Origin of the sequence: Legionella bozemanae, from assembly GCF_001648595.1 — a bacterium.
In the GTDB taxonomy this organism is placed as follows: domain Bacteria; phylum Pseudomonadota; class Gammaproteobacteria; order Legionellales; family Legionellaceae; genus Legionella; species Legionella bozemanae.
The window spans coordinates 37,099-50,426 of the sequence record NZ_LBAW01000004.1; the positions used below are offsets into that span (position 1 = coordinate 37,099).

Genomic DNA, 13,328 nt, shown 5'->3' on the forward strand with positions numbered 1-13,328 from the left:
GAAACAAGCATACAGGTTTTCCAGATTGCCTCCTTTCTTTAGGCCGGTTAAGATAGATAGAATTAAAATCTAAAGGAATAGATCCATGAGTGATTTTTTTCAAACACCTCCACGCTTGGGCAATCAATATGATGAAGATCGAGTTTTAAAGGCTTATCTGGAATGGAAACTCCCTTCTTCCATGTTGACTCAAGTTCAGCCGGAATTGCATCGTCTTGGCCAACGAGTTATTGAAGATATTTATAAATTAGGACAAGAGGCTGAAGCATTCCCCCCCAAGCATGTCCCTTATGATCCCTGGGGCAAACGTATTGATCATATTGAAGTGTCGCAAGCATGGAAGGAGCTTGATAAAATCTCTGCGGAGGAAAAATTAATTGCCATAGGTTATGAACGGCAGCATGGTGCGTTATCACGCATACATCAATTTGCCAAATTGTATTTGTTTCATCCTTCATCAGCAATTTATACGTGTCCTCTAGCAATGACCGATGGCGCTGCGCGTGCCTTAGAGCTTTATGCGGATGAATCATTAAAAAACCATGCATTCCCCCATCTGACTTCTTCTGATCCAGCCCGCTTCTGGACTTCGGGACAATGGATGACTGAACGTACAGGAGGCTCTGATGTCAGCAACACTTCAACCATCGCCAGACCAGATGGCTCCCATTTTCGTCTCAGCGGCGTTAAATGGTTCACTTCTGCCACAACCTCACAAATCGCCATGACTCTTGCCCGTATTGAGGGAGCTCCCGAAGGCAGTAAAGGGCTCAGTTTGTTTTATCTGGAGCTTCGTGATCCAATGGGCAAACTGAATGGCATTCGTATCAATCGTCTAAAAGATAAATTAGGTACTCGTGCCTTACCTACTGCAGAATTAACTTTAGAGGATGCTCCTGCCCTCTTAGTTGGAAATGCAGGTGATGGTGTTAAAAAAATTTCTTCTCTGTTTAATATTACACGCATATACAATGCATGTTGTGCTGTTGGTTATATGCGTCGAGCCCTTGCACTTGCTCGTGATTATGCAACAAAACGTGTTGCTTTTGGCCACACTTTGTCAAAGCATGTACTCCATCTGGAAACATTAGCAAGTATGCAATTAGAATTTACTGCAGCATTCCATCTGGTTTTTCATGCTATTGAACTGTTGGGAAAGGATGAATTAGGTGAAGCAACAGAAACCGAACGGGCTGTACTAAGGCTTTTGACTCCATTGATAAAACTTTATACGGCAAAACAGTCAATTGCTTTAGTTAGTGAAGCATTAGAAGCTTTTGGAGGGGCAGGCTATATTGAAGATACAGGGCTTCCACAATTATTAAGAAACGCACAAGTCTTATCCATATGGGAAGGCACAACCAATATTCTCAGTCTTGATGCATTACGCGCTATGCATAAAGAGAATGCGGCTTTCTTTTTTCTTGAAGACATCAAAAAACGATTAAGCCATATCGCCAATAAAGAACTCATTCAATCGCAAGTGAAAATTCAGCACACCACTCAAAAACTGGGAAATTACATCCAGTCTATATCGCAGATGAGTGATGAAGAGCAGCAAGCAGGAGCACGACAACTTGCTTTTGCATTAGCACAAACCTATGCAGCGAGTTTATTGTTAGAACATGCTCAATGGTCTTCGCAACACAATAAAGACACTCTGCCAACAATTACTGCAATTCGATGGTGTGAAAAAAATCCACCTGAACTGCTCGATTTCTCGGAAAGCTATAGAAAAGGATCACAATTATTGGCCATGGATTATAACGATTTTCACTAAGATGGCCTTGTAGCCTGGGTGCAGCGCAGCGGAACCCGGGATTTCTGGATATGAAAAACTACTTAATCCCGGGTTCCGCTGCGCTGCACCCAGGCTACAAATGATTAAAATGATTCGGTTCCAACAGAAAGAAATAAAAATTGGCTAACTATACTATTAGATAAACCAGACTAAGGAGTTATCAAACATGAATGGTTCACCTCTGCGCTTTTTATCTTCTTTCTTTTTACTTTTTTTATTCCCTCTGACCTTACTCGCTGCAACAAACAGTCCAATCAGTCTGGTTGGAGCTCAAGGTTATGATCTCGTATCTTATCAACAAAAAAGCGGCCCCATCCGGGGGAGTGGTAACCATGTCGTATTTTATCATGGTGTCGCTTACATTTTTGCAAGCACAGAAAATAAAAAAAACTTTGCCGCAGATCCTGAAAAATATCTACCGGCCTATGGTGGTTATTGTGCTTATGGCGTAGCAGCTGGTCATAAAGTCATCAGTGATCCCCTGGCATGGAAACTTGTGAATGGCAAACTTTATCTTAATTTGAATAAAGAAATTCAAAGTGTTTGGGCAAAAGATATTTCAGGTAATATCAAAAAAGCGGATGAACAATGGATAAAAATAAAAGATAAAGATCCTTCAATTTAAGAAATCTATTCACTAAATCTAACAGGAAATGCCTAAGAGACTGTCATCCCTGCGTAGGCAGGGATCCATTTACAAAAATAAAGATCCTTCAATTTAAGAAATCTACTCACAAAATCTAACAGGAAATGTCTAAGAGACTGTCATCCCTGCGTAGGCAGGGATCCATTTACAATGTACATCCTAAGCTTTGTTAGAAGATTTTATCTCCAATTTCGCAAAAATACTTTGTCATTGAGTCAAACAATCTTCGCTAGCTTAATTTGAGTTACGAACTATTTTGATGGATGGATCCCTGCCTACGCAGGGATGACAAAACTTTTGCATAAAGCACAGTACATAAGATAAAAAATATTGCATTAAACTCTAAAGCTCTTTATTGTTAATAAGCTTACCAATAACTAATTTTATGAAAATTAAGGGAATTTATGAAAAGAATAGGATTCTTAGTCGGTTTCTTGTTTTTCTTCAATCAGGGTTTTGCCAAAACTCCAATTGTGGTGCCTCAGCCCACCTCATGTATTACCGGGAGCTTTAGCGCAACAGGTACAAGTAGCTGGAAAACAATTTCGTTGAAATTAACCAACAATTGCAATCAAACGGTAGATTTTCAAAATTCCACAATAACATTTTCTAATAGCAGTAATCTTAATACATCGTTTTGGGGAAACTTCGCACCATTATCTTATCCAGTTAATAACTTGCAAATTACATCACAACCCCAAAGTGGCGGCACGTACTTATCCTCACTCTCATTACAATTTCCCACATATCCAGGTGCCAACAGCAAATTGCCTAAAGGAAGCTCTTTTACCATTATTTACGGAGAACCTACTGCAGATTACGTAGACAATAGTGTTCTTGTTTATTTAAATTCCCCAGCATCTACAGGTAATATCAATTTAATTAATGCTACAACAAAACCAGCCAATGTCTCGCAAACCTATGCTTTAGTGAATTTAACTTTAAATGGACAAACTGTGAGTACCGTACAGGTTCCCTGGTCTGGACAACAACTCATATCCGGCCTGGCTACTGGAGTTTATACCGTTTCACCAATGAATGTTACAGCCGGCAATGGCGTCGTGTATCAAGGAGTAGCAGATCCTGCAAGCTTAACGGTTTCTGCAGACGTCACGGTCTCCTCTACGCTTACCTATACTGCAAGCCAAACGACAGGAAACATCAACATCGCCTTAGCTGCATTGCCATCCCAATTATCAGGCTATGCCGGCATTCCTACAGTAACCTTAACCCGTATGGATAATCAAAGCGCAACCAATGCTCAAGCTCATTGGAACACAATTAATGTAATCAGCCAGTTAACCAATGGAGTCAACTATACTTTTTCAACTCCGGCAATAGCATATAATGGCTATAATTGTACTCCAACATTTACCCCAGCATCGGCTACCGCAGCAATTTCTGCTCCAACAGTACAACTTACCTATAATTGCGTTCAGGTCGCACAGGACAATATTCCTGTTACGGTCGCAGGAGCCCCCACTTCTCTTTCTTCCATTAATACAACCTTTACTCCCAATAACGGTTCCCCTGTAACTGAAACAATTCCTTTAAATAATGGAGCAGGAACAGGTAATGTCAGCTTAACTGATGGAATAGTCTACACAGTAAGTGCAACCGCAGTTAATGGTTATACAACCAGCTATTCTCCCCAACCCTTAACTGCCTCATCTTCTGCTACCGAGACCATTACCTATACTCAAAACACAAGTACTGGAGGCAGAATTATAGGCTACCTGCCCGGCTGGCAAACACCGCCACCTGCTACTGCTTTGGCAAATGCAGGTTATACCCATATCCTTGTAGCTTTTGGCGTATTTAGTACGACATCTCCGGGACAAATTACCTCTGCCTTCGATACCGTATCAGCAAGTTACATTCAATCCCTGCATAATGCTGGCATTAAGGTATTGCTGTCTTTAGGTGGTGCCTCCTCAAGTATCGCAAACACCACGGTCAATTTTCATCAGGTGGTGTCTGCCGCCTCTTCACCTACAGTATTTCAACAGACTTTTATTAGTTCATTAGAAAATCTATTAACTCAATACAATTTTGATGGATTTGATTTTGATATTGAAAGCGGGTTAAACGCAGGGGGGACATTTGCCAATCCTACAGGGGATATCGCCGTTTTAGCCAATATCATTAATACCATGCATACCAATCATCCGAATTTACTGCTTACCTTGGCTCCGCAAACTGCAAACATTGCCGCTACTTCAGGGTTTGATGCCACCTGGGGAAATTATGCCTCTTTAGTAATGCAAACCCACCAATCTTTAGCGTGGGTCGGCATTCAAATGTATAATGCAGGCTGTACTTTTGGCATCGACTTAATTTGTTATGATCCAAACAATACGAGCACCCCCAATGCTTCCGTAGCCATGGCAACTGATTTATTAGAAAATTGGCCTGCGGTCACCAGTTCCGGACAACAAACAGGGTTCCAACCCTACATCAGTTATCTCAACCCATCGCAAGTGGTTCTTGGCTATCCCGCACCTAATGCATCAGGACAAAGCGATGGCTCTCCTGCAGCAGTCATTGGGACCATCAAACGAGCCATCCAATGTTTGCGCACTGGAGTTGCCAGCCCATCAAGTTGCGATACCTACATTCCACCGCGAACTTATCCAGGATTTGGGGGAGTGTTTGATTGGGAAGTAATTCATGACCAAAACAACAATTATCATTTTGCGACCAGTTTAGTAGATTGCGTTATTAACAATAATTGTAACTAATTGTAGGTTGGGCACAGCGCAGCGGGACCTGAATTAACAAATTTTATTCACGTTCAACACCCAGGGTTCCGCTGCATCTAGGCTACAAACGATTAAATCGCTTTTTAAGTATTTCAAAAATCCTGTCCTTGATTCATCCTTTCTCAATTTTCAGAATAAATAAAAATAAAAGAGGTTATTTGTTAATCAAACCTTAAGGTTAAGTGTTTATAATACACAGTAGAGGAAATATAAATATGACTTGGCATGCAATGTATAATAGGCGCCAAGGTAAAGTATCTGCTGGTATCTGATACTTAAAAATTGAATCCTGAAGATGGTATGTCATAAGTTATCGTTTGTCAAGAAATTGTAAAAAATATTACAGGGTTTTTCAAAATTATATTGATATTTGTATATTTTTATGTATTTATGATTTATAATTTTATTAATTAATCTAATTTTAAGCACCTAGAGGAGCAGATTATGAAAAAAGGTCGATATGAGGGTCTTAATCCAGAACAAAGAAAAAAAGCAATAGCACAGGAAGAACGTCGTAACCAAAGAAAAGAACGGGAAGAACCTAGAAAAGGTTTTGCAGAAAGAGCAGAAGACCTTCGAAAGAGTCAACTAGATATAGAGGATCAAATTAAAGAAGAGCATGCGGAACTCTCGAAAAAAGATAAAGAGAAAGGTGTTGTATTGCCAGAAGGAAAGGAACGAGACAAATATGTTCAAATGTGGCTAGAGAAAAAGGCCCCAAAGATCTATGGAGAAACTGTAGCTTTACGAGATAAAATTAAAAGTCTTTTAGAGAATGAAGAGCTTATACATCAAAAAGAAACATACGATGCTGCAAAAAGAGTGCTTTCAAAACTTGATGTATCAATCAAAAAATGGGAAAAAGATATAAACGACCATCTTGTAATTAGAAAAAAATCCGAAGGACTTGTTCTTAAAGACCATACTTATTTTGCCGATATAGGCCCATTGGCAAAACAGCATTTCACTCAAGAATTTTATACCAGTGCTGTAACCGTAATTACAGAAAATAAAGCATCGATGATGAAAGATCCTGGTTGGTGGAACCAAGTAAAAGAGGCGATAAATAATTGGCTTGCAGAATTTGATGTAGGACCAATTTTTAAGGTGGAACCGACCCATTTTGGCATCGACCAAGATATTCAAAAAGGTATGGATAATTTGGAAAATCCAGATGAAACCATGCTTAGAATATAATTGCTTAATCTTAAAAAGCCTATATTGTGTTAATAATATGGGCTTTTTTAATTTTTAAAGTAATTTATTTAGGTAGTACAAAAACCAATTGGTAACTTTCAGGCCCCCCAAGATTTTTTGTATAGAACTTAGAAGCGATTTGGATGATTCCTAAATGTCTTGGGTTTAGCTAAATAAACTTCGAATGAAAAAAACCTTATACAAAAGTTCTTTTTTAATCAAACCTTAAGCTTTATTGTTTTAAAATACGTACATAAGAAAAAAATCAACCAGATAGCTATATGTATATTTTTAATCCTTTATGGTTTATAATTATCTTATGGCGTTATTTTTTAAGCATTTCGAGGAGAAATTATGTCTAGAAACCTACATAAGACAACACTAGATCCTAAAAAAAGGAAAGGCGCATCAGAACCTAAAGATACTCAATCATTTGAAGAAAGACGAAAAGAGCAAAGAAAAAGAATAGTAGAACAACATGAACGTTCGGAAGCAAGAAAGGGGGAGTCCGTTAAGAAGGAAGAAGGCGCAAAGAAGGGAGCTGAAAATCCAAATGTAAATTGGGATAAATTAAGAAGAGATCTTACAAGTAAATTCGGCAGTGAAGAACAAATCCAAGCGAGTGAAAAGTTTGCTGACCACCTACAGGGAAAGAATGGTTTTAGCATCCAAAGGCAAGCATTTCGTCTGGCTCAGGAGAAAGTGAGGCCGGAACCAATCCCTGGGAGTGAGCAGTTACTGAAACTCGTTAAAGGGAAAAAAATGCCTGAGTCAGTAAGTTCTATTATTAATCTTGTGGTTGCCCTTAATAGCTATAAAGGAGACAAAAAAGGAGAGATAAGCCTTGGAACTGATTTGGCGAGATTAGCTGTGATAGGGGGATTAGGCCAAGCATTACAACAATATGCCAGAAATAAGAACGAGGAACAATTTAAAGAGGCATGTACCCAAATAATGACAGAGTTTTATAAACCTTTAGCTGCAGATGTCAGTTTATGGAATGCTATTAAAGAATTCATTAAACCTGCACTGGTATTTTTACATATTGATACGAAACGCCTCCTTAGTTCAAACGATCTTATAAAAGATACAAATGTACAAGGGATGTTTAAGAAAGTTGTGCAAGAAGGTATAAGGATAGCTGATGAAGAACAAATAGACACAAATCTCAACAAACCTTAATATTCAATAATACCATCGTTGATTATTTTTTAACCATGACATTCAAAGTGTAAGTTGGGCCTTGGCCCAACTTTTTTATGTGATTCAAATAATTTTTAATAATTCTTATCTCGATGGAAGACGCTGGGCCAAGGCCCAACCAGAGTGTTTTTTAGGTTAATGTTTTGTCTTTTCTGGAGCAGTTCCAAACAACCAATCCGTACTTACTTCAAGTTCATCAGCAATTTTCTGCATGATAGTGTTATCTAAAGTAACCCCGTGCAATAAGGCTTCTATTTTAAATTTAGGTAATTCGAACATCTTGGAACACGCTTGAATGCGTTCTGTCATTAAGGCAGGAACACCAAGTTCATCAAGCTCATAGTGCAAACGTTCAGTTAGTTTTTTGTTTGACATGGTAGTCTCCTTTTTCACTTTTTATTAGAGTAAAACAAGTAAGCTTAAGGATTGATTAACAAAGAGATTTTTTTAAATAAAAAATTATTAATACAAAAAAGTCAGAAGGAGGCGTTTCTCAATCTAAACGAAACCACAATTTGGGGAACATCCATCCCTATTATTTAAAGTGAAAATTATATTCACGAATGTTATGATTTGCGCACTTTGCAATAACTATGGATCGATTATTATGCCAAGCACCAAAGAAATGTTATTAAATATCTTAAAAAACACTAAAAAGGACTCACTTTCTCCCTTTCAGATTGAATGTCTTGATATGTTTCAAGCAAAAATTAAAGCCATTCCTGTCGATGAACAAACAGAAATGGATTTACCAGTATGTGGCATTCTCCTTGATCACTGCTTTTGTGATTTGGACAATCTCTTTAAAAGTGAACAACGGATAATTAGTCTTATTAATAAAGGGAACCTGAGCGACAATGATTTTTTTAAACAAGTGGATCAAATTTTTGATGATGAAATTAAAACATTAAATCACTTTTCATCAGAAGTTTTTTATAATCAAATACTTAAACATGTAAAAACGATTGTAATTGATATGAAAAACGAACTGGGTCGATTAAAAACATCCTTGGATCACCAATTAAGTGATACCCCAAAGCTCTCCTGAAGATCAAACAAAATGTGGTGAATAGTGAAATATAAGGTGGTGACTCATATAATTTCATCATTGTAGCCCGGGTGCAGGCGTAAGCCGTAACCCGGGAAACTGCGAACAGCAAACCCCCGGGTTTCGCTTCGCTGCACCCAGGCTACGGATAGTGCCTTATTCAATTCCATCATTGTTGTACCAATGAATTACATCCGCGATTCATTCTTTTTCTATTCAAAAAGCAATGCCATAAAAATATGATTTTCATATTCCCCGTCGATCCGCACTGCATTTTTATGTATCCCTTCTTTTACAAATCCATATTTTTCATACAGGGCAATCGCCGCCTTATTATGCTCACGCACTGTAAGCTCTATACGCGTTAACCCCTTTAACTGAGCCATCTGCAGTGCGGTGCTTAATAAGGCCTCGCCTATGCCCTGTCCTCGGTATGGTGCAATGACGCCAATTCCTAAAGACCCAACATGGGCAAAAACAGGCCGGTCAAGCGGACTGATATCACACCACCCCACCAATTGATCCTGATGCATTGCTACAACTTGAGGCCAATTATTTTTAATATGATCTAAAACAAACTCTTTTGTTAATTGAATCGGAGGCCCTTCTAAAAAAGCTAAAAATTTACGCTCACGAGCAACACTATCAACCGCGGACCAAAAGGCTTCAATATGTTGTTCTTGAATAGGGACAATAGTATATTGCATAAGATTCGACTCAATGTGGGATCGAGATGTTAGTAAAAAGAAATTTTGTCTTGGAGTCAATCACTCTTGTTCACTTAATGGTGTCAGTAGATAATGGGGATGAATCTGCACCGTCCCTATAGGTTATTCCCAAGGATTGAAAAGTTCCACCCCTGTTTCTTTAAAATCTTTAGTATTTCTTGTTACTATTATTAATCCATGAACTAATGCAGTGGCTGTTATGAGTGCATCTCGTTCAGAACGAGGATTTGGAATATGCAATTTAGCACAGCGTAGTGCTACTGCTACATCTATATTTAGAACCCTATCTGAAAAAGATGGTAATACGTGAGAATCTAGCCAACTGCGCAAAATTGCTCCCTGCGAAGGGTCTTTACGTTCTTTCTGCAATACTCCTGCTTCCAATTCTAGAATGGTAATTACAGACAAAAACAGAGAGGAAGTAGAAACTGCTTTCGCCCAAGAGAGTACATTACTATCAGCTTTTATCCCCTTTCTTATTTCTGAAACTACATTGGTATCCAGTAAATACATTACTCAAATTCCTCAACACGATAAATCGTTCCTTTTATCTTAGGCGCTTCAAATTCGATATCTGATGAATCAGGCATAGCCAATAGATCCACGATAGTCTCTTTAGTTTTAGTTAACTCTAAATAATCTTCAATGGATAAAAGGACATGAGCTGGATGCCCTCTATCAGTAATAAACACAGGGCCTCGTGCAGCAGCTTTCTTTATTTTACTTACATCTTGATTAAATTCACGACTGGAAAATGTTGAAATTGGCATAGTTAATCCTTAAAATGTAGTTACATATCTACAATATAGAACAAACATAGATACTTGTCTACATTATTACTGGGGTTGGGCTAGATATCAGTAAAAAAGTTATGTCTTGGAGTCAATAAGCGATTGTTAACTTAATGGTCTCACTTAAGGATTTTGAACTTATAAGTAGGTTGAACCAAAATTCTGAGCAATTTTGTTGGGCTACGCTTATCATTATTCCGGATAGAAATTAAAATAAGGAGAAAACGCAAAGATCATGTTATAGTTCAAATTTATCTCACAAGAACTTGAAAAATATGGAAGAAATTATAATCTATCACAATCCTCGATGCTCCAAATCAAGAAAAACTTTGGAACTTCTTCAGAGTAAAGGTGTAGAGCCCGTTATTGTTGAATACCTTAAAACCCCGCTTAATCTCGAGCAATTAAAAAGCTTAAGAGCTCACTTTGCACTTAAAGATTTTGTGCGAACTGATGAGCCTGTTTTTAAAGAGCTGGGATTATCATTGGATAATGAAAATCAAGTGTTACAGGCGATGGTCAAAGAACCCATATTAATGCAACGTCCTATAGTTACCTCTAAAGAAAAAGCCATCATCGGGCGACCGCCTGAGAACGTTCTGAAATTATTGGAGTAATCGTTTTATTGTAGCCCGGGTGCAGCGCAGCGAAACCCGGGTTTCTATCATAAATTTTTCCCGGGTTTCGCTGCGCTGCACCCAGGCTACAGCATTACTTGGATGCTAGTTGATTTGGGCAACCTGCTTGATGGAATGATACGAGCGCATTATAAATACCTTGATAGTCTGCAAATGCATTTTTATTCGCTTTAATATCATCAAAAACCACGTCGGTTCGACTGCACGTTCCGAATTCTGTGATATTTAAATGATCGCCACTTGCTTTTTTGTAAGCAATAAAAGTTTCACCACAATGCAAATGCGGCCTTTTTGACGCGCTATTTCCTAAAAACTCCTGATTGCCACAATACATTTTTTTAAAGTTAACCTTAAGATGAGGCATATCTGCGAATGCATTTACTGAAACTGAAATAATAAAACAAGCTACTGTTGTAATTGAAATTTTATTCATCATAGAGATCCAAAAAAGTGCCAAAAGACAAATTTAACACATCTTATCACAGTAACCAAGATTCAATTTGTTGAAAATAAGTATCTTGAACTCACTTCATTTTTGCATCACGTATCTTCCTGGTGCAGAAGGTAATGAGGAGTCAAGCTTCGGTGGCGAAACACGTCGTTGCGAACTGTTATCTACTAACCATTCATGCCAAGCAAACCACCAGGAGCCCTCTCTTTTTTTCGCTTTGGCCAACCATTTTTTAGGTCCTAGATAAGGCATGTTTTTTTTGCTTGCAAGAATAGAATAATAGCGTCCAGGGTGGTTAGGTTCACTGACAATTCCTGCATTGTGGCCACCACTTGCTAACACAAAGGTAATATCTGTATGCATCATCAGGTGGATTTTATATACAGACTCCCAAGGAGCAATATGGTCATGTTCTGTGCTCACAGAAAAAATAGGTAAATGAACATTCCTCGGCGCTACCATTTCATCCTCAACACGAAAATGTCCCTCTGCAAAATCATTTTGCAGAAAAAGTTTCTCAAGATATTCTGTATGCATCTTGTAAGGCATCCGAGTCGCATCCGCGTTCCAAGCAAGCAGATCGATCATGCCACGCTTTTTACCGGTCATGTAATCATCAATCATTTTTGACCAAATCAGATCGTAGGTGCGCAACATCTGAAAAGATCCTGCCATATGTTTGGGATCAAGGTATCCTTTTTCCCACATCATGTTTTTAAGAAATGCTATTTCACTTTCAGTGATGAACAACATGAGCTCCCCTGCCTTTGTAAAATCCCCTTGTGCTGCCAGAAGCGAAAGGCTTTTAAGACGATTATCTTTATCTCTTGCCATAGCAGCAGCGGTAATCATTGCCAGAGTTCCACCAAGACAATATCCCATCAAATGAATTTTTGCCTTAGGTAAAATGTTGCTTACCGCGTCGATTGCTGCCATTGCACCTAAACGATAATAATCATCCATCCCTAAATCACGGTCTTTCTCATCCGGATTGCGCCAGGAAACAATAAAAACCGTATGCCCTTGCTCAACAAGCCATTTAACCAAAGAATTTCCAGGTGATAAATCCAGAATATAATATTTCATTATCCATGCGGGTAATATCAGTATTGGCTCTTTAAAAACAGTTTCAGTTTTTGGTTCATATTGAATTAATTCAATCAAATGGTTCGTAAATACTACTTTTCCTGGAGTAATCGCAACATTCTTGCCTGGTTTGAACTTTCCAGCACCAGGGGGAGGCAAACCAGCCAATCTTCTTAGCATATGTTCCACAGCAATCTCTGTGCCTTGAATCAAATTAATCCCACCACAACGAATTGTTTCATAAAAAAGATCGGGATTGGTCATTACAAAATTGGAAGGCGATAAAGCATCAAGTAACTGACGAATACAAAAAGAAACCGTGCGTTCTGATCGCTTGGACAGTCCAGGAACTTTTCGTGTTGCATGACACATCCACTCTTCAATCTGGAGAAAAACTTCTGCATACAAACGCCATGGCATCAATTGCCAATTCTCTTTATGAAAACGAACATCTTGTCCTTGCGCTGGTTGTTTATCACACAATAGATGTGCCCAAAATTCATCGATATGTAGGATAGGATAAAAAGCCAACGCCAATAAGTGGCCTGGCGATTGAGCTAATTGCAAAAGCCAAGCACAATGAGCAGTTCCAATTACTGCAGGACTCATCCCCATTGTAATTTTACCGAGATTTGCCTGATACAATTTATTTACATGATAAAAAAAATCATCCAATTTATTTTTATAGAGTGAATATTGGGAATTATTAATCTCAGATGGGGGTTCAAATTGATTCTTTAAGCTTAATCGAGTTGAGGCCGCATTCTTTTTTTCAGTTCCTTTCATGGTCAAATTCCTTTTGATCCCATTCAATAACGCTTTTTTGCTGCGATTTAAGCAGGTGCTGATGTAAATTATAGTATTATTTTCAATAATGTGCGTGGATGAAACTTAGAAAAAGGGTTGATGTAGTAGATTGTGCAAGGAAAAGCCTACTTGCCGTGCTTTATATACAGCATCCAGCCACTCTGCATGAA

At 38.4% G+C, this 13,328-nt stretch carries 13 protein-coding genes; 7 read left to right on the forward strand and 6 right to left on the reverse strand.

From position 1 onward, the window contains the following. Nucleotides 1-85 precede the first annotated feature (85 nt). The 5 genes from A8O27_RS04555 to A8O27_RS04575 all read left to right on the forward strand — a co-directional run bounded on the left by A8O27_RS04555 (nucleotide 86) and on the right by A8O27_RS04575 (nucleotide 7,588). Nucleotides 86-1,780, forward strand: coding sequence for an acyl-CoA dehydrogenase family protein (locus tag A8O27_RS04555; protein WP_058460215.1), 1,695 nt, complete (start codon nucleotides 86-88; stop codon nucleotides 1,778-1,780). A gap of 187 nt (nucleotides 1,781-1,967) precedes the next feature. Further along, the gene (locus A8O27_RS04560) at nucleotides 1,968-2,426 is read left to right on the forward strand and encodes a YHS domain-containing (seleno)protein (RefSeq protein WP_115684317.1); all 459 of its coding nucleotides are present in this window, start codon (nucleotides 1,968-1,970) and stop codon (nucleotides 2,424-2,426) included. A gap of 425 nt (nucleotides 2,427-2,851) precedes the next feature. Next, the gene (locus A8O27_RS04565) at nucleotides 2,852-5,188 is read left to right on the forward strand and encodes a glycosyl hydrolase family 18 protein (RefSeq protein ID WP_058460214.1); all 2,337 of its coding nucleotides are present in this window, start codon (nucleotides 2,852-2,854) and stop codon (nucleotides 5,186-5,188) included. Nucleotides 5,189-5,653: 465 nt separating this feature from the next. Beyond that, entirely contained in the window at nucleotides 5,654-6,406 is a 753-nt protein-coding gene (locus A8O27_RS04570) for a hypothetical protein (protein ID WP_058460213.1), read from the forward strand. A 354-nt stretch (nucleotides 6,407-6,760) separates the two neighbouring features. Next, entirely contained in the window at nucleotides 6,761-7,588 is an 828-nt protein-coding gene (locus A8O27_RS04575) for a hypothetical protein (protein ID WP_058460212.1), read from the forward strand. 156 nt (nucleotides 7,589-7,744) lie between these two features. Here A8O27_RS04575 and A8O27_RS04580 read toward each other — a convergent pair whose 3' ends face one another. Beyond that, on the reverse strand, nucleotides 7,745-7,984 hold the full coding sequence (locus A8O27_RS04580) for a hypothetical protein (protein ID WP_058460211.1): 240 nt from the start codon (nucleotides 7,982-7,984) through the stop codon (nucleotides 7,745-7,747). A gap of 232 nt (nucleotides 7,985-8,216) precedes the next feature. Between A8O27_RS04580 and A8O27_RS04585 the strand changes: the two genes are divergently transcribed. Next, on the forward strand, nucleotides 8,217-8,657 hold the full coding sequence (locus A8O27_RS04585) for a hypothetical protein (protein ID WP_058460210.1): 441 nt from the start codon (nucleotides 8,217-8,219) through the stop codon (nucleotides 8,655-8,657). 212 nt (nucleotides 8,658-8,869) lie between these two features. Here A8O27_RS04585 and A8O27_RS04590 read toward each other — a convergent pair whose 3' ends face one another. The 3 genes from A8O27_RS04590 to A8O27_RS04600 all read right to left on the reverse strand — a co-directional run bounded on the left by A8O27_RS04590 (nucleotide 8,870) and on the right by A8O27_RS04600 (nucleotide 10,155). Continuing rightward, complete coding sequence (locus tag A8O27_RS04590) at nucleotides 8,870-9,364, reverse strand: GNAT family N-acetyltransferase (RefSeq protein WP_058460209.1); 495 nt, start codon at nucleotides 9,362-9,364, stop codon at nucleotides 8,870-8,872. A 123-nt stretch (nucleotides 9,365-9,487) separates the two neighbouring features. Beyond that, entirely contained in the window at nucleotides 9,488-9,898 is a 411-nt protein-coding gene (locus A8O27_RS04595) for a type II toxin-antitoxin system VapC family toxin (RefSeq protein ID WP_058460208.1), read from the reverse strand. Continuing rightward, nucleotides 9,898-10,155 (reverse strand): type II toxin-antitoxin system Phd/YefM family antitoxin, encoded by a 258-nt coding sequence (locus tag A8O27_RS04600; protein ID WP_058460207.1) that lies wholly within the window; start codon nucleotides 10,153-10,155, stop codon nucleotides 9,898-9,900. The genes A8O27_RS04595 and A8O27_RS04600 overlap by 1 nt, the downstream gene beginning before the upstream one ends. Before the next feature lie 296 nt (nucleotides 10,156-10,451). Between A8O27_RS04600 and arsC the strand changes: the two genes are divergently transcribed. Continuing rightward, complete coding sequence (gene arsC, locus A8O27_RS04605; protein ID WP_058460206.1) at nucleotides 10,452-10,793, forward strand: arsenate reductase (glutaredoxin); 342 nt, start codon at nucleotides 10,452-10,454, stop codon at nucleotides 10,791-10,793. A gap of 94 nt (nucleotides 10,794-10,887) precedes the next feature. Here the strand turns inward: arsC and A8O27_RS04610 are convergent, their stop codons facing one another. Further along, nucleotides 10,888-11,250 carry a hypothetical protein gene (locus tag A8O27_RS04610; RefSeq protein ID WP_235810550.1) on the reverse strand — a complete coding sequence of 121 codons (363 nt, stop codon included), beginning with the start codon at nucleotides 11,248-11,250 and terminating at the stop codon, nucleotides 10,888-10,890. A 93-nt stretch (nucleotides 11,251-11,343) separates the two neighbouring features. Further along, a complete protein-coding gene (locus A8O27_RS04615) occupies nucleotides 11,344-13,137 on the reverse strand; it encodes a PHA/PHB synthase family protein (RefSeq protein WP_058460204.1) in 1,794 nt (597 codons plus the stop codon). Nucleotides 13,138-13,328 lie beyond the last annotated feature (191 nt).

Coding starts and splice junctions, on each gene's coding strand:
- A8O27_RS04590 (WP_058460209.1), bottom strand. CDS start 9,364: ATGCAATATACTATTGTCCCTATTCAAGAACAACATATTGAAGCCTTT.
- A8O27_RS04570 (WP_058460213.1), top strand. CDS start 5,654: ATGAAAAAAGGTCGATATGAGGGTCTTAATCCAGAACAAAGAAAAAAA.
- A8O27_RS04600 (WP_058460207.1), bottom strand. CDS start 10,155: ATGCCAATTTCAACATTTTCCAGTCGTGAATTTAATCAAGATGTAAGT.
- A8O27_RS04610 (WP_235810550.1), bottom strand. CDS start 11,250: ATGATGAATAAAATTTCAATTACAACAGTAGCTTGTTTTATTATTTCA.
- A8O27_RS04580 (WP_058460211.1), bottom strand. CDS start 7,984: ATGTCAAACAAAAAACTAACTGAACGTTTGCACTATGAGCTTGATGAA.
- A8O27_RS04595 (WP_058460208.1), bottom strand. CDS start 9,898: ATGTATTTACTGGATACCAATGTAGTTTCAGAAATAAGAAAGGGGATA.
- arsC (WP_058460206.1), top strand. CDS start 10,452: ATGGAAGAAATTATAATCTATCACAATCCTCGATGCTCCAAATCAAGA.
- A8O27_RS04585 (WP_058460210.1), top strand. CDS start 8,217: ATGCCAAGCACCAAAGAAATGTTATTAAATATCTTAAAAAACACTAAA.
- A8O27_RS04565 (WP_058460214.1), top strand. CDS start 2,852: ATGAAAAGAATAGGATTCTTAGTCGGTTTCTTGTTTTTCTTCAATCAG.
- A8O27_RS04575 (WP_058460212.1), top strand. CDS start 6,761: ATGTCTAGAAACCTACATAAGACAACACTAGATCCTAAAAAAAGGAAA.
- A8O27_RS04615 (WP_058460204.1), bottom strand. CDS start 13,137: ATGAAAGGAACTGAAAAAAAGAATGCGGCCTCAACTCGATTAAGCTTA.
- A8O27_RS04560 (WP_115684317.1), top strand. CDS start 1,968: ATGAATGGTTCACCTCTGCGCTTTTTATCTTCTTTCTTTTTACTTTTT.
- A8O27_RS04555 (WP_058460215.1), top strand. CDS start 86: ATGAGTGATTTTTTTCAAACACCTCCACGCTTGGGCAATCAATATGAT.